Source organism: Klebsiella sp. CN_Kp104, assembly GCF_040064515.1.
GTDB classification, from domain to species: domain Bacteria; phylum Pseudomonadota; class Gammaproteobacteria; order Enterobacterales; family Enterobacteriaceae; genus Klebsiella; species Klebsiella aerogenes.
In genome coordinates this window covers 22,115-41,070 of record NZ_JBEAII010000001.1, presented here as the reverse complement: position 1 = coordinate 41,070, position 18,956 = coordinate 22,115, and the positions used below count along the sequence as shown (strand labels likewise).

At 59.3% G+C, this 18,956-nt stretch carries 17 protein-coding genes; 6 read left to right on the top strand and 11 right to left on the bottom strand.

All coding sequences use genetic code 11. From position 1 onward, the window contains the following. Positions 1-610: 610 nt before the first annotated feature. From bioD to bioB, 4 genes are read right to left on the bottom strand one after another with little or no spacing between them, the layout of a single operon-like run. On the bottom strand, positions 611-1,291 hold the full coding sequence (bioD, locus tag ABLU80_RS00215; protein WP_047041834.1) for a dethiobiotin synthase: 681 nt from the start codon (positions 1,289-1,291) through the stop codon (positions 611-613). Then, the gene (bioC, locus tag ABLU80_RS00210; RefSeq protein WP_032712952.1) at positions 1,284-2,039 is read right to left on the bottom strand and encodes a malonyl-ACP O-methyltransferase BioC; all 756 of its coding nucleotides are present in this window, start codon (positions 2,037-2,039) and stop codon (positions 1,284-1,286) included. The genes bioD and bioC overlap by 8 nt, the downstream gene beginning before the upstream one ends. Beyond that, positions 2,023-3,180, bottom strand: a complete 1,158-nt coding sequence (gene bioF, locus ABLU80_RS00205; RefSeq protein WP_046883541.1) for an 8-amino-7-oxononanoate synthase — start codon at positions 3,178-3,180, stop codon at positions 2,023-2,025. The genes bioC and bioF overlap by 17 nt, the downstream gene beginning before the upstream one ends. Next, positions 3,177-4,217 (bottom strand): biotin synthase BioB, encoded by a 1,041-nt coding sequence (bioB, locus tag ABLU80_RS00200; RefSeq protein WP_032714117.1) that lies wholly within the window; start codon positions 4,215-4,217, stop codon positions 3,177-3,179. Before bioB ends, bioF begins: the two co-directional genes overlap by 4 nt. Positions 4,218-4,302: 85 nt before the next feature. Here bioB and bioA point away from each other — a divergent pair, with 85 nt between their 5' ends. Together bioA and ABLU80_RS00190 are read left to right on the top strand one after the other, a co-directional pair. Then, positions 4,303-5,592, top strand: coding sequence for an adenosylmethionine--8-amino-7-oxononanoate transaminase (gene bioA, locus ABLU80_RS00195; RefSeq protein ID WP_348849570.1), 1,290 nt, complete (start codon positions 4,303-4,305; stop codon positions 5,590-5,592). Between the two features lie 70 nt (positions 5,593-5,662). Next, positions 5,663-6,139: a kinase inhibitor gene (locus ABLU80_RS00190; RefSeq protein ID WP_015704792.1), complete on the top strand. Its 477-nt coding sequence runs from the start codon at positions 5,663-5,665 to the stop codon at positions 6,137-6,139. Positions 6,140-6,652: 513 nt separating this feature from the next. Here ABLU80_RS00190 and ABLU80_RS00185 read toward each other — a convergent pair. The 6 genes from ABLU80_RS00185 to hutI all read right to left on the bottom strand — a co-directional run bounded on the left by ABLU80_RS00185 (position 6,653) and on the right by hutI (position 14,497). Next, complete coding sequence (locus ABLU80_RS00185; protein WP_015367620.1) at positions 6,653-8,035, bottom strand: amino acid permease; 1,383 nt, start codon at positions 8,033-8,035, stop codon at positions 6,653-6,655. A gap of 99 nt (positions 8,036-8,134) precedes the next feature. Then, the gene (hutH, locus tag ABLU80_RS00180) at positions 8,135-9,670 is read right to left on the bottom strand and encodes a histidine ammonia-lyase (protein ID WP_348849569.1); all 1,536 of its coding nucleotides are present in this window, start codon (positions 9,668-9,670) and stop codon (positions 8,135-8,137) included. After that, the gene (hutU, locus tag ABLU80_RS00175; RefSeq protein ID WP_032712917.1) at positions 9,667-11,355 is read right to left on the bottom strand and encodes a urocanate hydratase; all 1,689 of its coding nucleotides are present in this window, start codon (positions 11,353-11,355) and stop codon (positions 9,667-9,669) included. Before hutU ends, hutH begins: the two co-directional genes overlap by 4 nt. A gap of 142 nt (positions 11,356-11,497) precedes the next feature. Next, a complete protein-coding gene (locus ABLU80_RS00170; RefSeq protein WP_015704791.1) occupies positions 11,498-12,223 on the bottom strand; it encodes a histidine utilization repressor in 726 nt (241 codons plus the stop codon). Between the two features lie 61 nt (positions 12,224-12,284). Next, entirely contained in the window at positions 12,285-13,241 is a 957-nt protein-coding gene (gene hutG, locus ABLU80_RS00165) for a formimidoylglutamase (protein ID WP_015704790.1), read from the bottom strand. Next, positions 13,238-14,497 (bottom strand): imidazolonepropionase, encoded by a 1,260-nt coding sequence (gene hutI, locus ABLU80_RS00160; RefSeq protein ID WP_162872122.1) that lies wholly within the window; start codon positions 14,495-14,497, stop codon positions 13,238-13,240. Before hutI ends, hutG begins: the two co-directional genes overlap by 4 nt. 213 nt (positions 14,498-14,710) lie before the next feature. On the opposite strand from hutI, the gene ABLU80_RS00155 reads away from it, so the two are divergent. The 4 genes from ABLU80_RS00155 (at position 14,711) to ABLU80_RS00140 (ending at position 18,052) form a co-directional block, all read left to right on the top strand. Further along, positions 14,711-15,994 carry a putative acyl-CoA thioester hydrolase gene (locus tag ABLU80_RS00155; RefSeq protein WP_032714113.1) on the top strand — a complete coding sequence of 428 codons (1,284 nt, stop codon included), beginning with the start codon at positions 14,711-14,713 and terminating at the stop codon, positions 15,992-15,994. Between the two features lie 175 nt (positions 15,995-16,169). Continuing rightward, entirely contained in the window at positions 16,170-16,709 is a 540-nt protein-coding gene (locus ABLU80_RS00150; protein ID WP_348849567.1) for a tetratricopeptide repeat protein, read from the top strand. 18 nt (positions 16,710-16,727) lie between these two features. Continuing rightward, positions 16,728-17,261 carry a sigma-70 family RNA polymerase sigma factor gene (locus ABLU80_RS00145; protein WP_306810379.1) on the top strand — a complete coding sequence of 178 codons (534 nt, stop codon included), beginning with the start codon at positions 16,728-16,730 and terminating at the stop codon, positions 17,259-17,261. Continuing rightward, positions 17,258-18,052, top strand: coding sequence for a membrane protein (locus ABLU80_RS00140; RefSeq protein WP_047080616.1), 795 nt, complete (start codon positions 17,258-17,260; stop codon positions 18,050-18,052). The genes ABLU80_RS00145 and ABLU80_RS00140 overlap by 4 nt, the downstream gene beginning before the upstream one ends. Here ABLU80_RS00140 and blc read toward each other — a convergent pair. Next, positions 18,049-18,582 (bottom strand): outer membrane lipoprotein Blc, encoded by a 534-nt coding sequence (blc, locus tag ABLU80_RS00135; RefSeq protein ID WP_047080615.1) that lies wholly within the window; start codon positions 18,580-18,582, stop codon positions 18,049-18,051. The two genes, ABLU80_RS00140 and blc, sit on opposite strands and share 4 nt — an antisense overlap. Positions 18,583-18,956: the final 374 nt, after the last annotated feature.

Genomic DNA, 18,956 nt, shown 5'->3' with positions numbered 1-18,956 from the left:
ATTTCAGGACCTGAAGATGGGATTGGCCAGCAGGTGTTTAATTCTACCCTTCAGTTTGACTTTTGCCAATAAATAATACTGGATATAAAAACAGTATCGCATTATTGTATGGCGGTAAACGGACGCGTTGTACTCTGACGGCGGGCGTAAAATGCGCGCTTTGCGGAATAATCCACCAGCCTGTGTGGTTATCCCCAGAAACATTTATCATTTAACATTTGTCAAGCAAGGTAATGAATCTTTTATGGCAGCCGGTGACACTTTTCTGACAGCCATTGCTTTTATTTAACTTGCTGAAATAAAACATAATTTACCAAAAGACGGGTTTCGCGCCAATTTGCTCGCAGGCCGCGTACTCTCTAGCTTACCGCAAGTTTTCTAACTCTAATACACAAGGTTATCCACAGGAATAGTGGATAACTGCCTGCAGGCCGCGAGGTCTGCCACCCGGCAGAAAAGTCTCATCGGACCAAAGCCCGTGGCTAAAAAAAATTATCGAATTTTTTTTGATATTTATCAGCTAAAGACGGCTGGATTTTTTGCGTTTTCTGGACCACATTTCATCGTCCTGTCAACAAAAAATAGAGCCGTCTCGCAGGTTTATGCGGGGTTATTGCAGGGGGCTCAGATCCAGGTACTGCGCGAGATCCTGACGCTGCGATGCGTCGGCAAGCCAGGGAATTTCCCCCAGCAGCGGCGCTGGCAATACCCGCGTTAAGGTTTGCAGATATTCGCGATGGCGTTTACCCGGCGGCTGGATATCGTTGGCGATCCAGCCCACGAGCGGCAGCCCGGCTTCGCATACCGCCTGGGCGGTGAGCATCGCGTGATTGATACAGCCAAGTTTGACGCCGACCACTAAAATCACCGGCAATTGCTCCTGCTGCGCCCAGTCGGCGAAGGTCAGGGTTTCCGAGAGCGGCGTAAACCAGCCGCCCGCCCCTTCCACCAGCACCCAGTCGGCCAGGCGCTCCAGTTCGCGTAAACCGCTGGAAAGCGTCGTCGCGGCAATCGGTCGCCCTTCATCGGCGCTAATAATATGCGGCGAGGTCGGCTCGGCAAAAGTATAAGGGTTAACCTGTTCATAGCGCAGCGCCACCCGGCTATTACGCTGCAGGGCCAGCGCATCTTCATTGCGTAACCCTTGTGCGGTCAGGTCGCTCCCGGAAGCCACCGGTTTATAGCCCGCGGTGTTAAATCCCAGCTGATTCGCCGCCTGCAACAGCGCGCTACTGGCGACGGTTTTACCGACTTCAGTATCGGTTCCGGTGACGAAGAAACGTTTAGTCACGTTCAATGACTCCTGTAAAAAGATGATACGTCAGCGGGCACTGGCCCTGCTGTTGCGGCCAGGCGAGCTGCAGTTCGCGCAGCTTGCCGCGGCTAAGCGGCGCAGACGCCCGCCCCTGATGTAAGTGGGTAGCGCCAATGCCCTTTAGCGAGCGCATGGCGCTTAGCGCATCGGCGAACGGTAAGCTAATCTGATGCACGACGCCTTCGGCGCGCAGGCCGCTCAGCGCCGCCCTTACCGCCTTTTCGCTGAGAAAACGGTTGGCATGGGGATGTTCATCGACCGCCCGCCACGCTTGATTGAGCTCTGGTAGCGATCCGGCGAGCAACGTGGTGAACGCCACCCGTCCGCCGGGCCGCACCACCCGGTACAGCTCGCCGATTGCCGCGCTTAGCTCGTCACACCACTGCACCGCCAGGTTACTCCATGCCAGATCGAAGCAGGCATCCGGCAGCGGCAGCGCTTCGATATCGCCCTGTAGATAATGCTGCGCGGCGCCGTTGCGTTGCGCCTGCGCCAGCATCCCGGCGGAGAGATCCAGCGCGGTAACTTCGCTTCCCGCTTCGCGCCAGTAACGGCTCATGCTGCCGGGCCCGCAGCCAGCGTCCAGCACTCGGGCAAAATCGCTCCTCGCCAACTGGCGCAGCAGCAATTCAGCGCTGCGGCGCTGCAGCTCATCATGTTGCGTATAGCCGCTGGCCGCGCGACCAAACGCCGCGGCCACAGCCTGCTTATTCACCGTGGCCATGAAGCACCTCCAGTAAACGCGCAATGTCCTCGGCCTGATGAGCGGCAGTCAGAGTCAGGCGCAGACGCGCGCCGCCGGCGGGAACCGTCGGCGGACGAATGGCGGTAGCCCAACAGCCGGCCTCGCGTAGGCTGGATGCCAGGGCTAGCGCTCGCGCGTTATCGCCAACGATCAGCGGCTGAATCGCGCTCCGGGAATCGGTCAGCCCCAGCGAAACATCGCCCATTCCAGCGCGGAACTGACGGATGCGGGCGCTCAAGAATTCCCGCCGCTGCTGGCCCTCATCGCTACGAATGATCCGCAACGCCGCGCTCAGCGCTACCGCCTGCGCCGGCGGCATCGCGGTGCTGTAGATGAGATGACGGGCAAACTGCAGCAGATAGTCGGCCATCGATTCATTGCACAGTACCGCCGCGCCGCTCACCCCAAACGCCTTGCCGAAGGTGACCACCAGCAGCTCCGGACGAACCGCCTGCGTATGACAGCTTCCGCGCCCTTCATCGCCAATCGCCCCGATTCCGTGAGCATCATCAACCAGTAATAATGCTCCGGCGCTGCGGGCTGCCGCCTGAATGTCAGCCAGCGGCGCGCTGTCGCCGTCCATGCTGAAAATCCCTTCGGTAACGACTAACTGCTGGCCGTCCAGCGGTTTCGCCAGCAGTTGAGCTAGCTGTTGCGGGTCATTGTGGGTAAAGCGGCGCAGCTGCGCCGGGCTGAGGCTTGCCGCCTCCAGCAGGGAGGCATGGCTCAGGCGATCGGCCACAATCCGATCGTCTTTTTCCGCCAGCGCGGCAATCAACGCCTGATTCGCGGCAAAGCCGGAGATAAACAGCAACGCGCGCGGATAGCCCAGCCAGTCGGCAAGTTCCTCTTCCAGCGCGCGATGCGCCTCGCTATAGCCGCTAACGTGGCCCGACCCACCGGAACCGACGCCATAACGTTCCGCCCCCTGCTGCCAGGCGGCGATAATCGCGCCATGCTGGCTCAGGCCGAGGTAGTCATTACTGGAGAAGTTGAGCCAGCGCTCCCCTTCACGCTCCAGCCAGCGTCCGGCGCCGTGGCTTACCGGCAGGCGGCGGCGAAAAGCCTCCGCCGCCCGCCGTTCATCCAGTGCCCGATCGATTCGTTGCTGCCAGCTCATAGCGCCGCCGCGTTGTAGTATTCCTCAGTGTCGGGGGTGAGTAAGGCCTGCTCCAGGCGCTGCTGCTGCTCATTATCACCTTCCAGCACCGCCGTCTGCTGCGGATTGATCCCCAGCTTGCGGAACAGCTGCAGGTCTTTATCTTCTTCCGGGTTAGGCGTCGTCAGCAGCTTGCAGCCATAGAAAATCGAGTTAGCCCCGGCCATAAAGCACATCGCCTGGGTCTGCTCGTTCATCTGCTCGCGCCCGGCGGAGAGACGCACGTAGGAGGTTGGCATCATGATGCGCGCAATGGCGATCGTGCGGATGAAATCGAAGGCGTCGACATCGTCGTTATCCGCCAGCGGCGTACCCTTAACCTTCACCAGCATATTGATTGGCACGCTTTCCGGCGGCGTTGGCAGATTAGCCAACTGCAGCAGCAGCCCGGCGCGATCGTTCACGGTTTCCCCCAACCCGACGATCCCACCGGAGCACACTTTAATCCCGGCATCGCGTACCTTATCCAGCGTATCCAGACGTTCCTGATAGGTACGGGTGGTGATGATGTTGCCGTAAAATTCCGGTGAGGTGTCGAGGTTATGGTTGTAGTAATCAAGCCCCGCGCCGGCCAGGCGCTGTGCCTGACTATCGGTAAGGGTACCGAGCGTCATGCACGACTCTAGCCCAAGCGCCTTCACACCTTTGACCATCTGCTCCAGATACGGCATATCGCGGTCATTGGGATTCTTCCACGCCGCGCCCATGCAGAAGCGGGTCGAGCCGGCGTTTTTCGCCTGACGCGCTGATTCCAGCACCTGCTCGACTTCCATCAGGCGCTCGGATTCAAGACCGGTTTTGTAGCGTGCGCTTTGCGGGCAATATTTACAGTCTTCCGGACAAGCGCCGGTTTTAATCGACAGCAACGTACTGACCTGCACCTGACGCGGGTCAAAATGCTGGCGGTGGATTTGCTGCGCTTCAAAGAGCAGATCGATGAGTGGTTTATTAAATAACTCAGTAACTTGCGACATTGTCCAGCGTGCGTGGTGAGCCATTGGCCTCTCCAAAAGGTTTTGTTAATTTGCGGTTCGGTTTATACTCGTAAACCTAAATGTTTTCAAAATGGTTTACAAGTCGCTTATGACACTGGACGATCTCGCTTTCGATCGGCGCCACATCTGGCACCCCTACACCTCTATGACTTCCCCCCTGCCGGTCTACCCGGTGGTTTCCGCCCACGGTTGCGAGCTGTCCCTCGCCGGCGGCGAACAACTGATTGACGGCATGTCCTCCTGGTGGGCGGCGATCCACGGCTACAATCACCCGCGCCTGAATGCGGCGATGAAAGCGCAGATCGACCAGATGTCGCACGTGATGTTCGGCGGGATCACCCATCCGTCGGCGGTGGCGCTCTGTCGCCAACTGGTGGCGATGACGCCGGAATCGCTGGAGTGCGTTTTCCTCGCCGATTCCGGTTCGGTGGCGGTAGAAGTGGCGATGAAAATGGCGCTGCAGTACTGGCAGGCTAAGGGCCAGCCGCGCCGTCGTTTCCTGACCTTCCGCAACGGCTATCACGGCGACACCTTCGGCGCGATGTCGGTCTGCGATCCGCAGAATTCAATGCACAGCCTGTGGCAAGGCTACCTGCCGGATAACCTGTTTGCCCCCGCGCCGCAAAGCCGCTTCGACGGCGAGTGGGACGAGATGGATATGGTGCCGTTTGCCCGCCTGATGGCCGCGCATCGCCACGAAATCGCCGCGGTGATCCTCGAACCGGTAGTCCAGGGCGCCGGCGGGATGCGCATGTACCATCCAGAGTGGCTAAAGCGAGTGCGTAAAATGTGCGACCGGGAAGGGATTTTGCTGATCGCCGATGAGATTGCCACCGGCTTTGGCCGTACCGGCAAACTGTTCGCCTGCGAGCATGCCGGTATCTCCGCCGATATTCTTTGTCTGGGTAAGGCGCTGACCGGCGGTACCATGACCCTTTCCGCCGCCATCACCACCCGAACGGTAGCTGAAACCATCAGCAATGGCGAAGCCGGTTGCTTTATGCACGGCCCCACCTTTATGGGTAATCCGCTGGCCTGCGCGGTGGCAAGCGAAAGCCTGCGCCTGCTGGAGAACGGCGAATGGCAACAGCAAGTAGCGGCGATTGAAGCCCAACTGAAGGCCGAACTGGCTCCGGCGCAAGAGTCAGAATGGGTCGCCGACGTGCGCGTACTCGGCGCGATTGGCGTGGTTGAAACCCGTCATCCGGTCAACATGGCCGCTCTGCAGCGATTTTTCGTTGAGCAAGGGGTATGGATCCGCCCGTTTGGCCGGCTGATTTATCTGATGCCGCCGTACATCATCAGCCCACAACAGCTGACTCGCCTGACCCGTGCGGTCAATATGGCGGTACAAGAAGAAACATTTTTTAGCGAATAAACAGCGGAATTGCGCCGTCGGGAAAGCTACACTTCTTTGTTAATCAGCGCATTATCAATGAGGATGAAGCATGAAACTGACCAGTCACGATCTGCAAGACGGCGGCAAGCTGCCTAATCGTCACGTATTCAACGGTATGGGGTACGATGGCGATAATCTTTCGCCGCATCTGATGTGGGACGACGTCCCCGCGGGAACCAAAAGCTTTGTCGTCACCTGCTACGACCCGGATGCGCCGACCGGCTCCGGCTGGTGGCACTGGGTGGTAGCCAACCTGCCTGCCGATACCCGGGTTTTACCGCAGGGGGCCGGTTCCGGTCAGGCGGAGCTACCGGAAGAGGCCATTCAGACCCGCACCGATTTTGGTAAGGCCGGCTACGGCGGCGCGGCGCCGCCGAAGGGTGAAACCCACCGCTACATTTTTACCGTGCACGCGCTGGATATCGATAAGATTGATGTCGATGCCGAGGCGAGCGGCGCGATGGTCGGCTTTAATGTCCATTTCCATTCGCTCGCCAGCGCTTCCATCACCGCCCTGTTCAGTTAATTATCCCCCCGGATAGCGGCTTGCGCCTTATCCGGGCAACCCGCGGCACCGGTATATTGTCGGGTGGCGCTGCGCTTACCCGACCTACGGTCCGTGCGGCCTGCCTTTAATTTATTCACCATGCTTGCTGAAACTGCCGTTGTTGGCGGCCTCAAAATCGCTGAGACGTTCCCGGAAGGCCGGGGCAGCCCGCATGGATGCGGGCTGAGGGCCGTGTTTTGCAAGGACGCTGCCTCGGCCCGACCCGAAGCCTGCAGGGATAAGTCGAAGGTACCACGAAGTGGCGATTTTGGCGGCCAGAGCCCGGGGGTACAGGGGGCGGCGGCGACTGGCCGCCCCCTGTGCGCTCCCTGCGCCATGAGGGACATAACGCAGAAGAAATATTGGGAGCGCAATGTGTCGGAATTAACACAAAGCACATGTTTTCCCCGACCAAAACCGTTGCAAACCGATAACAGTATCTACGGTCCAAACGTAGCCCCGGTAAGCGCAGCGCCACCGGGGAGATTGACCTTACTGTTCCGTGGCCACCTGCAGCGCGGTTTTACGCACGCGCGCGTACCACACCACCGTCAGCAGCCCCAGCCACACCAGCCCGGCTAACAGCGCCACGCGCGTCTCTTCCACCATTCCCAGCACGGCGATTACCAGCCCCATAAACAGTAGCGTCAACAGCGGGCCAACCGGCCAGAAGGGGATCGGGAATTCGATCTTACTGCGCTCTTCGGCCGACAAACCGCGGCGCATCGAGAAATGAGAGAGCAGGATCATCAACCACACCCAGACGGTGGCGAACGCCGCCAGCGAGGCAATCAGGACAAAGACCTGTTCCGGCATCAGATAGTTAAGCACCACCGCCACCAGCAGCGCCACGCCCATCACCACGACCGTCATCCAGGGTACGCCGTTGCTGGCGATCCGCTGGAAGCACTTCGGCGCAAGCCCCTCTTTCGACATACCGTACATCATGCGCCCGGCGCCAAAAATATCGCTGTTAATCGCCGAGATACTGGCGCTAATCACGATGATATTCAGCACGGTCGCCGCCGCCGGGATCCCGAGGCCATCAAAGATCAGCACAAACGGACTGCCCTGCTCGCCAAAACTATTCCACGGGAAGATCGCCATCAGCACCGCCAGGGTGCAGACGTAAAACAGAATAATACGCAGCGGAATGGTGTTGATGGCCTGCGGGATGACCTTCTTCGGGTTCTGCGCTTCCGCCGCCGTGACGCCGATAATCTCTACACCGCCGAAAGCGAACATCACGATGCCAAGCGAGGCGATGATCCCCTGCCAGCCATTTGGCGCAAAGCCGCCGTGGCTCCACAGATTTTCCAGCCCGGTGGCCGGGAAACTATGGCCAAAGCCAAAGAAAATAATCCCCGCGCCCGCCGCCATCATGGCGATAATCGCTACCACTTTAATCAGCGACAGCCAGAACTCCATCTCGCCGAACACCCGCACGTTGCACAGGTTCATCGCGCCAATAAAGAAGATGATGCTGAGGATCCAGATCCAGCGCGGCACATCGGGATACCACAACCCCATATAGATACCGAACGCGGTGACGTCGGCCAGCGCCACGATCACCATTTCAAAGGTGTAGGTCCAGCCGGTAATAAATCCGGCCAGCGGCCCGAGATACTGGCGAGCGTAGCTGCCGAAGGAGCCGGAAACCGGATTGCGCACCGCCATTTCACCCAGCGCGCGCATGACCATAAAGACCGCCGCGCCGCCGATCAGATAGGCCAGCAGCACCGCCGGACCCGCCGCCTTAATGGCGGAGGCCGAACCGTAGAACAGCCCGGTGCCGATAGCGGAACCGAGCGCAATAAAACGAATGTGTCGGGCATTCAGCCCGCGCAGCAGATGCGGTTTGTGTTGTTGTTGCATATACAGGTGTCCTGGTTTTTTTATATGACGACAAATATGCGATGTAGGACGGCCGGGGGGATGACATCCCCCCGACGCGGGTACAGAGAACAACGGTGATTAATTCAGGCCAGGCAATACGGCAGGCAGCAGACGCGTCAGGTGACGTGCGGCCAAAAGCTCGGTGGCATTTTCAATATCAGGAGCGAAGAAACGGTCTTGGGTATAATGCGGCACGCGTTCGCGCAGCAGGTGACGCGCCTCTTCCAGCAGCGGACTGGTGGTCAGCCCTTCGCGCATATCCAGCCCCTGCGCCGCCGCCAGCCACTCGACGGCCAGCACCCCGCGGGTGTTTTCCGCCATCGCCCACAGGCGACGACCGGCAGCCGGCGCCATCGAGACGTGGTCTTCCTGGTTCGCAGAAGTTGGCAGGCTGTCAACGCTATGCGGGTGCGACAGCGCTTTGTTTTCACTGGCTAAAGCCGCCGCCGTGACCTGAGCAATCATAAAGCCGGAGTTGACGCCGCCATTTTTCACGAGGAACGGCGGCAGCTGCGACATATGGCTGTCCATCATCAGCGCGATACGACGCTCGGAGAGCGAGCCGATTTCCGCGATCGCCAGTGCGATATTATCCGCCGCCATCGCTACCGGTTCGGCATGGAAGTTACCGCCGGAGATGACGTCATTTTCGGCGGCAAAGACCAGCGGGTTATCGGAGACCGCGTTCGCTTCGGCTAACAGTACTTCCGCCGCCTGGCGGATCTGCGTCAGGCAGGCGCCCATCACCTGCGGCTGACAGCGCAGAGAGTACGGATCCTGCACCTTGGCGCAGTTATGGTGCGACTGCGAAATCGCGCTGTCATCGGTCAACAGGTGGCGATACAGCGCCGCCGCATCAATCTGGCCACGCTGGCCGCGCACCTCGTGAATACGCGCATCGAACGGACGACGCGAACCCAGCGCCGCTTCGGTGGTTAACGCTCCGCAAACGACCGCGGAGGCGAACAGATCTTCGGCTTCGAACAGGCCGCGCAGCGCAAAGGCCGTCGACGCCTGGGTGCCGTTCAGCAGCGCCAGACCTTCTTTCGCCGCCAGGGTAATCGGCTCCAGCCCCGCCTGACGTAACGCTTCCGTCGCCGGCAGCCATTCGCCGCCGCGTACCCGCGCTTTGCCTTCGCCAAGCAGCGTCAGCGACATATGCGCCAGCGGCGCGAGGTCGCCGGAGGCGCCGACGGAACCTTTCGCCGGGATCCACGGCGTCACGCCGGCATTGACCAGGCCAATCAGCGCCTGGATCACGCTCAGGCGGATCCCGGAGAAACCGCGGGACAGGCTGTTAATCTTCAGCACCATAATCAGGCGCGCCAGGTCATCGTCCAGCGGCTCGCCAACGCCTGCCGCATGGGATAGCACCAGCGAACGCTGCAGGTTCTCCAGATCTTCCGTCGAGATACGGGTCTGCGCCAGCAGGCCAAAACCGGTGTTGATACCGTAGGCGGTCCGCCCTTCGGCGAGGATGGCGTTAACGCAGGCCACGCTCTCATCAATTGCCGCAAACGCGCTGCTATCAAGGGTAATGTTCAGCGGGTGGCTGTAAACGTCGCGGAGCTGCGACAGGTTCAGTTGCCCCGGAATTAGCGTTAAAGATTTCATTTAGCATTCCCCTGCGTTGCCGCAACCATCGGAAGATTCAGACCCTGTTCCACCGCGCATTCAATGGCGATATCGTAACCCGCGTCGGCATGACGCATTACGCCGGTCGCCGGGTCGTTATGCAGGACGCGAGCGATACGCGCTGCCGCTTCATCGGTACCATCACAGACGATAACCATACCGGAGTGCTGCGAGAAGCCCATGCCTACGCCGCCGCCGTGGTGCAGCGACACCCAGGTCGCGCCGCTGGCGGTGTTAAGCAGTGCGTTGAGCAACGGCCAGTCAGATACCGCATCCGAGCCGTCGCGCATGGCTTCGGTTTCGCGGTTCGGGCTGGCGACGGAGCCGGAATCAAGGTGATCGCGGCCAATCACGATCGGCGCGGAGACTTCGCCGCTACGCACCATTTCGTTAAAGGCCAGCCCCAGCTTCTGCCGCCACTCCAGACCTACCCAGCAGATACGCGCCGGCAGTCCCTGGAAGCTGATGCGCTCGCGCGCCATATCCAGCCAGTGGTGCAGATGCTTATCATCTTTAATGATCTCTTTCACTTTCGCGTCGGTTTTGTAGATATCCTGCGGATCGCCGGACAGCGCTACCCAACGGAACGGGCCGATACCGCGGCAGAACAGCGGACGGATATACGCCGGCACGAAGCCCGGGAAATCGAAGGCGTTGCTGACGCCCATTTCCTGCGCCATCTGGCGGATGTTGTTGCCGTAGTCGAAGGTCGGTACGCCCATTTCATTAAAGGCCAGCATCGCCTGAACGTGGTCTGCCATCGAGCGTTTCGCCGCCAGGATAGTGCCTTGCGGATCGGATTCGGCTTTCTGCTGATACTCCTCCCAGCTCCATCCTTTCGGCAGATAGCCGTGCAGCGGGTCGTGGGCGCTGGTCTGGTCGGTGACCATATCCGGGCGTACGCCGCGTTTCACCAGTTCCGGAACGATATCCGCGGCGTTGCCGCACAGCGCGATGGAGATAGCGCGGCCTTCGGCGGTGTATTTTTTGATGCGCGCCAGGGCGTCATCCAGAGAAGTGGCCTGTTCATCAACGTAGCGGGTACGCAGACGGAAATCGATGCGGCTCTGCTGGCATTCAATGTTCAGCGAGCAGGCGCCTGCCAGCGTCGCGGCCAGCGGCTGCGCGCCGCCCATACCGCCCAGACCGGCGGTTAACACCCAGCGGCCTTTCAGGCTGCCCTGATAGTGCTGGCGACCGGCTTCGACGAAAGTTTCATAGGTGCCCTGCACGATGCCCTGGCTACCGATATAAATCCAGCTGCCGGCGGTCATCTGGCCGTACATCGCCAACCCTTTGGCATCCAGTTCGTTGAAGTGTTCCCAGGTGGCCCAGTGCGGGACCAGGTTGGAGTTAGCGATCAGCACGCGCGGCGAGTTTTCATGCGTTTTAAATACGCCGACCGGTTTGCCGGACTGCACCAGCAGGGTCTCATCGCTTTCCAGGTTTTTCAGCGCCTTCACGATAGCGTCATAGCATTCCCAGTTGCGCGCAGCGCGACCGATACCGCCATAGACCACCAGCTCATGCGGGTTTTCGGCGACATCGGGATCGAGGTTGTTCATTAACATACGCAGCGGCGCTTCGGTCAACCAGCTCTTGGCGGTAAGCGTCGTGCCTCTCGGGGCACGTACGTCCAGCTGGCGATATTTGCTTTGCGACATCGGGGTTTCTCCTGACAATTAACGTTGTGTACGTAGATACATATACTTGTCTATACAACTCTACGCAAGCCAGGATTTAACAGAAATGATACAATTTTGTTATATTGCGTCAGCAATCACGTTTTGCTGACGCCAGGGAGAATTACGAGCTGAAATGGCCCTGCAGACGGTAGCGCGCGCCGGGGAACAGCAGGCGAGCGTGTGAGACAATATGCGTCGTCGACCAGGTGCGGCGGCGAATAAGCAGGCAGGGATCGTGCGGCAGGATGCGCAGCAGCGCGCACTCTTCTGACGTCGCCTGCACCGCCTCGACGATATGTTCGCCTTCGGTTAACGGCGCAATCAGCGACAGATAATCATGCGGCGTGGTGGCGGTGTAATCCTGTAATAGATAGTCTGGCACCACCGCGGCATTGACGCAGCGATCTTCAATTTGTACCGGGACATCATTTTCAAAATGCACCATCAGCGAATGAAAGATACGCGTGCCTTCGGCGACGTTGAGCGCCTCCGCCTGGATAACATCCGCTTCGGTCTCCTCTAAAAGCAGCACCTCACAGCGGTGCTGGTGACGGCGGGAGGCAATCTCATCGGCAATGCTGCGCACTTCAAATAGCGCCGACTGCCCTTTCGGCTCAGCGACGAAGGTACCGACGCCCTGTAGCCTCACCAGCAAGCCTTCATCCGTCAGCTCTCGCAGCGCGCGGTTGATGGTCATTCGGCTGAAGCCGAACTGGGCGACCAGTTCAGCCTCCGAGGGAATTCGGTCGTGCGGGCGCCACTCGCCGCGGTGGATCTTTTCGCTGATCGCCTGCTTCACCTTTTCATAGAAAGGCGCGGGCGCGGAACGAGGTTGTTGTGCAAACATGGCCTGGCTTTCCTTATGCGTAATAAGCGGAGCGGCGAAACGAAAATAATAGCGCGGATCGCTAGCGCCACCAATGGGCGATTTGCCATGCCAGACGGGCCGCCGCGCGGGCGCCCTGTCCGTCGATGTCAAATTGCGGATTAAACTCGACCAAATCCACCGCCTGTAGCTTACCGCTGCGGCACAACGGCTCAACGATCCGCAGCAGGGTCGCCAGCGGCACGCCCAGCGCCGCCGGCGCGGAAACCGCCGGCATTTCGCGCGCCGGCAGCACGTCGAGATCGATAGTCAGATACAGACGGTCGAATTGCGCGATATTGCGCTCAAGCTCCGGCAACACGCGTGTTTCGAAGGCTGCCAGCACCTCCAGATCCTCAACGATAGCCACCTGGCGGCGCGCCGCTTCATCCCATAGCGCCTGGGTGTTCGCCGCCCGGCTAACCCCGATGCAGGTATAGTGAAAACCTCGCTGCTGCGCTTCACACTCCAGCGCCAGCTGGCGGAACGGCGTCCCGGAACTGGCGCATTCGGCAAAGCGTAAATCCAGATGCGCATCGAGATTAATAATGCCCACTTTTTCTCCCGGGAAGGCATCCAGTACCCCAGCGCCGTGGCCGAAAGCCGTCTCGTGGCCGCCGCCCAGCACCAGCGTGCGTTTGCCGGCGCGTTGACAGGCGGCCACCGCCTCGCGCAGCGCCTGATGCGCGGCTTCTAACTGTTCACCGTCGACGCTAATCGTGCCCATATCCACGCAGCGGTCATGGCCCTGATGGCTGGCCATATTGGCCAACGCCCGGCGTAGCGTTTCCGGGCCATCTCCGGCGCCGGTGCGCCCTTTATTACGCCGTACGCCTTCGTCGCAGGCGAAGCCGAGCAGCGCGATATCGCCAGGCATCTCCTGCGGCGCGAAGCGTTCCGCGCGGGCGATGGTCTGGAACAGGCGCAGCGCATTGGGCGCCTCCGCGCTATCATCACGCCCCTGCCAAAGGTTCGCGGGGGTAGCTTGCCACAGCATCATTGCAGTTCTCCTCGTACCACGCGCCCCCAGAGCGGCGCGCGCCCCGGCTCATACACCATCTCGACCGGATGCTCGGCATCCCAGATAGCGAAGTTTGCGACAAAGCCCGCCGCCAGCTGACCATGGCTCTCCTGTCGCCCCAGCGCCCGCGCGGCATGGCGAGTCACCCCGGCCCAGGCCTCTTCCGGCGTTAAACCAAACTTGACGCAGGCCATGTTCATCGCCAGATGCAGGCTAGCGAAGGGGCTGGTGCCCGGGTTGAAATCGGTCGCCACCGCCATCGGCACCTGGTACTTGCGCAGCAGTTCCACCGGCGGTTTGCGGGTTTCATTGAGGAAGTAGAACGCGCCGGGGAGCAGGGCCGCCACGGTGCCGCTTTCGCGCATCGCAGCCACGCCCTCTTCCGTCAGATACTCGATATGGTCGGCGGAAAGCCCATGATAGCGGCTCACCAGTTGAGCGCCGCCCAGCGACGAGAGCTGCTCAACGTGGCCTTTTACCGGAATGCCCAGCGCCTGCGCGGCCTGAAATACGCGCTCGGTTTGCTGTGGACTAAAGCCGACGTTTTCACAGAAGACGTCAACGCTTTCAAACAGCCCCTCTTGCCACAGCGTCGGCAGTATGGTCTCGCAGACCAGCGAGATATAGCTATCGGCGTCGCCATGATATTCCGGCGGCGTGGCGTGGGCGGAGAGCAGCGTCGCCGACAGTTCCACGCCATTGTCGTCAGCCAGTTGTCGGGCGACCCGCAACATTTTGCGTTCGTTTTGCAGATCGAGACCGTAGCCTGATTTAATCTCCAGCGTTGTCACCCCTTCACGCAGCAGGCGCTCCAGACGCGGCTGCGCCAGCGCCAGTAGTTCAGCTTCGCTGCTTTCGCGCGTGGCGCGCACGGTGGAGTTAATGCCGCCGCCGTTGGCGCTGATGGTTTGATACGACACGCCGTTCAGCCGCTGCTCCCACTCCTGCGCCCGGCTGCCGCCAAAAATCAGGTGCGTGTGGCAGTCAATGAGACCCGGCGTCAACAGCCGGCCTTCGAGGTCGATACGACGCCCCGCCGGGGCGTCAGCGTCGTCGACGATCGCCTCGATACGGCCGTTACGCACCAGCAGCGCATGGCGCTCCAGCAGGCCGTATGGTTGAGAAGAATCAGGATGCAAAGTGGCGAGACGCGCGTTTCGCCAGATAACGAGTTCAGAGGTGGCTTCAGTCATAGCATTCAACTTGTCATGGGTTGTATAGACATTTATTTTCATAACGCCGGTAATGTCAATAAAAGTGCGGGTAAATGTTATTTTTTTGTGACTAAAGACGTTCCGTCAGCGCTTCGCGTTGCGTAAAGAAGTGAAGTTTTTGAACTGGCATCTTCCCGTTTCGTTCAAGTTAGTATAAAACAGCAGGTTTTAAAGGACTTATACCCTGTCACGCACAAAGGGTATGTAACTTTGCATATTATCGCCCGGAGCAACATGAACACATATTCCGTTTCCCGTCTGGCGCTGGCGCTGGCCTTCGGCGTGACGCTGTCCGCCTGTAGCTCGACGCCTGCCGATCAAAAGCCCTCAACGCAGACTGCACCGGGCAATACCGCACGGCCGATTCTTAGCGCCGATGAAGCGAAAAACTTCACTCAAGCGGCCTATTTTCAGTCGCTGACGCCGAATGCCGCCACGTGGACGCCATCCGCTATCAGCCTGCCGGCGCAGCCTGATTTCATCGTCGGCCCGGCGGGTGCCCAGGGCGTGACCCACACGACTATTCAGGCCGCGGTCGATGCGGCGATTGCCCGTCACTCCGCCCGTCGCCTGTTCATCGCCGTTATGCCAGGCGAATATGCGGGTACCGTCTATGTGCCTGCCGCGCCAGGCGCGCTGACGATTTATGGTACCGGTGAAAACCCTGCCGACGTCAAAATCAGCGAAGCGATTGATTCCGAAATGGACCGCAATAGCTGGCGTCATCTGGTCAATCCGGGCGGCAAATACATGCCAGGCAAGCCCGCGTGGTATATGTTCGACAGCTGCCAGAGCAAATCCGCCGCCACCGTCGGCGTGATGTGTTCCGCGGTCTTCTGGTCGCAGAATAATGGCCTGCAGCTGCAGAACCTGACCATCGCCAACAATCTCGGCGACAGCGTCGATGCCGGTACCCATCAGGCAGTGGCCTTGCGCAGCGATGGCGACCAGGTACAGATCAACAAGGTCAACATTCTTGGCCGCCAGAACACCTTCTTTGTGACCAATAGCGGCGTGCAGAACCGGCTGCAGGATAACCGTCAGACCCGTACGCTGGTAACTAATAGCTATATTGAAGGCGATGTGGATATCGTTTCCGGTCGCGGCGCGGTGGTATTCGATAATACCGATTTCCGCGTCGTGAACTCGCGTACGCAGAAAGAAGCCTACGTTTTCGCGCCGGCAACGCTGAAAAGCGTGACCTACGGCTTCCTGGCGACCAATAGCCGCTTCACCGCGTCCGGCGATAACGTCGCGCAGCTGGGCCGTGCGCTGGACGTCGACGGCAACAGCAATGGCCAGGTGGTGATTCGCGATAGCGTCATCAATGAAGGCTTTAACATTGCTCAACCGTGGGCGGCGGCGGTCGGTTCTAATCGCGCCTTCAGCGGTAATGTTGGCGCGCAGGATGACAAAGGCAACCCGCAGCGTAACCTTAACGACAACGGCTTCAACCGCATGTGGGAATATAACAACCGCGGCGTAGGCAGTTTTGTGGTTGCCGCTCCGAAACAGTAATATTATCGGCCCACGCTCTCCCCGAGCGCGGGCTTTTCTTATCCGCGTGTACTCCTGCCACAACGCCAATTAATAATTTTCGCCAACGGCGAATAAATCCTCCCGCTCGCGCGTTTACTCTTCAGTACCGACAACGCGATGCCTTATCGCGTCTCTCGCTCACCTGGAGGCCACCATGAACGCACGAATTTCTCCCATCAGGCGCTTAGTCGTTCCGGCGCTGCTATTTTTGTTATATACCCCGGCGGCGTTGGCCATGGGCGATAACAGCCCGAGCAAACAAACCCCGGATTGCCCGAGCGGTCAGGCCTACGACAGCGTGAGCCAAAAATGCGTCCCGCAGAAAACCAGTAGCCTTAGCGATGAGGATAAAACCAATTATGCCTGGCATCTGGCGAAAAAAGGCGAATATCAGGCCGCACTTAACCTGCTGGATACGCTGCACAACGCCAATACGCCTGAGGCATGGAATTTCCGCGGCTACGCCACGCGTAAGCTCGGCAGAACCGATGAAGGAATTGGCTATTATCAGCGGGCGCTGGCGCTGAAACCGGACTACGCGAAAGCCCGCGAATACCTTGGCGAGGCGTGGATGGTCAAAGGACGCCCCGATTTGGCCAAACAGCAGCTGGCGGCCATCGCCGGCATTTGCGGCCAAAGCTGCGAAGAGTACCGCGATCTTCAGTCGGCAATAAACGGACATCCGGAATCCTGATAGTCGTGATTCGCCAGAATCAATAAGGATAAGAACATCGCTAACCGTATCGTTGATAGCCAACTTGCCGCCCATCTTTCTCGCCTGTGGCGCTACGGCCTCGTACTCTCGCACAACCGCGACGTCGCCGAGGAGCTGGTGCAGGCCACCTGCCTTCGCGCGCTCGAAAAGAGCGCGCAGTTTACCCCCGGCACCCGCATCGACAGGTGGCTATTCGCCATTTTGCACTCAATCTGGATTTCAGAGCTGCGCGCCCGCCAGGTTCGCCTCGGCCAGGGGTTTGTCGAGTGTGAGGAGCTGGCCGCCCCCGAGCCGGGCGAACAGGACGATACGCGGTGGCGCTATCGGCAACTTATGCTGCGGGTTAATCAACTGCCCGAGGCGCAGCGTAATGCCGTCTTTTTGGTGTATGTCGAGGGGTTTAGCTATCAGGAAGCCGCCGAGACGCTATCGGTACCTATTGGCACCATTATGAGTCGGCTGGCCGCCGCGCGGGAAACACTGGCCAAAACGCCGGCGATTTCGCCCACGGCGCAGGAGAAACGCTCATGAACCCTATTCGCTTTTCCCCACCCTGGCAGGACGAGGCCATTGTCGCCTGGCTTGATGGCGAAATGTGCGCGGAGGACGCCCGCCGTTTTAGCGAAACCTTTGCCCGCGACCCGCAGCTCGCCAGCCGCACCGCCAGGTTAATGAATAATCATCAGCCTTATCAACATGCTTTCGCCGCCCTGCTTGATGAAGCGCCCGTGGCGCGGATGCAGGCGAAACTGGCGGCCTACCTCACCGGGCCGAAAAGTAAAGCGCAAAATCAGGCGCGCTTCAGCCGTCGCGCGCTGATTGCCGCCTCATTGGGCCTGTTGGTTATCGGTAGCGCAGCAAGTTATTTCTGGCGGCCTGAGCCGCAGGAAGACGATGACGAGAATATTCGCCGTCTTGAAGCCCAGTACATGTCGCTATATAGCGCGGAAACCGTGGCCGATGTTGATAATTCACCCGCGATGCTCGACCGTGGCCTGCATCGTTCGGCGCAGGATACAGGACTGTTGCTAGAACGACGCCAGCTCGCCTTGCCTGAGGCGGAGCTGAAAATGGTCCGTATGCTGCGCTACGAAAGTACCTCGATCACGCAAATCCTCTGGCTGCATACCGGTTACGGCCCGGTCGCGCTTTGTATTTCACCCGACGCCCGGCAATCCGCCTCACCGCCGCAAAATGAGCAGCGTCAGGGCATGAACCTGCGCTGGTGGCGCCACGGCGGCTACCAGTTTGCGCTGATCGGCCGTATGCCGGCGCCCGTGCTCAACGATGCGGCGCACACCCTGCGGCAGGCGATAGTTTAAGCCTTCGCCTGCGGCACCCACACCAGTTTGTTTACCGCAAAACCGAGCTCAGCGGCCAGGGCAAGGTACTGCTGTCGAATGTGGGACGGAATATCCGGGGTGCGCGAAAGCAGCCATAAATAGTCGCGGTTTGGACCGCTTACCAGCGCGTATTGGTAGTCCTCGTCGAGCGCGATCACGTTATATCCGCCATAGAAGGGGCCGAAGAAAGAGACTTTCAGCGCCGCCGTGGTGGAAGCGCCGGTGAAATAGGCTTTGCCCTCGCTCTCGCGCCAGCGTTTGTTGCGCGGGTCAAATCCTCGATTGAGTACGCGAATGCCGCCGTCGTCACGCATACTGTAGGTTGCCGTCACCTGCTCCAGACCTCGTTCAAAACGGTTTTCCAGACGCGCGACTTCATACCAGCGCCCCAGATAACGGCTGGCGTCAAAGTGGTTTATCGGTTTTACCCCGTGAGGCGGCGTGGGGGTCTTACAGGCGACCAACGCCAGCGATACCGCAACCCCGGTCAGAATTGGCCATAGTTTCATCGCATATCCTCCTTTTTCTCTTTCCTGGCAGACAAGTATAACCCCGCGCAGAGAGCATTCGTCGTTTTTCAGAGAGATTTACCGCCTTGTCTGTACAAGAAACATAAAAATAAAAAACATATATATCAACTACATAATGAAACCCACATTAACCAACCACTAATTTGTACAAATTATTCCATAGAAATTTGTACAACTTTCCTCTGAGCGTCTATAGTTGACGGGTAGCTCGATTTTACGCGCGCGCTCGGGTCAGCACTTTGCGCCAACGCCGCGGTTATTTTGAGGTGGTTCCTGTTTTATCGTTGCCTGTCCGCAATGTTTTGGCGTAAACGATGTGCAAATCGTTTACGCCAGCGGCTTTTATTTATCGC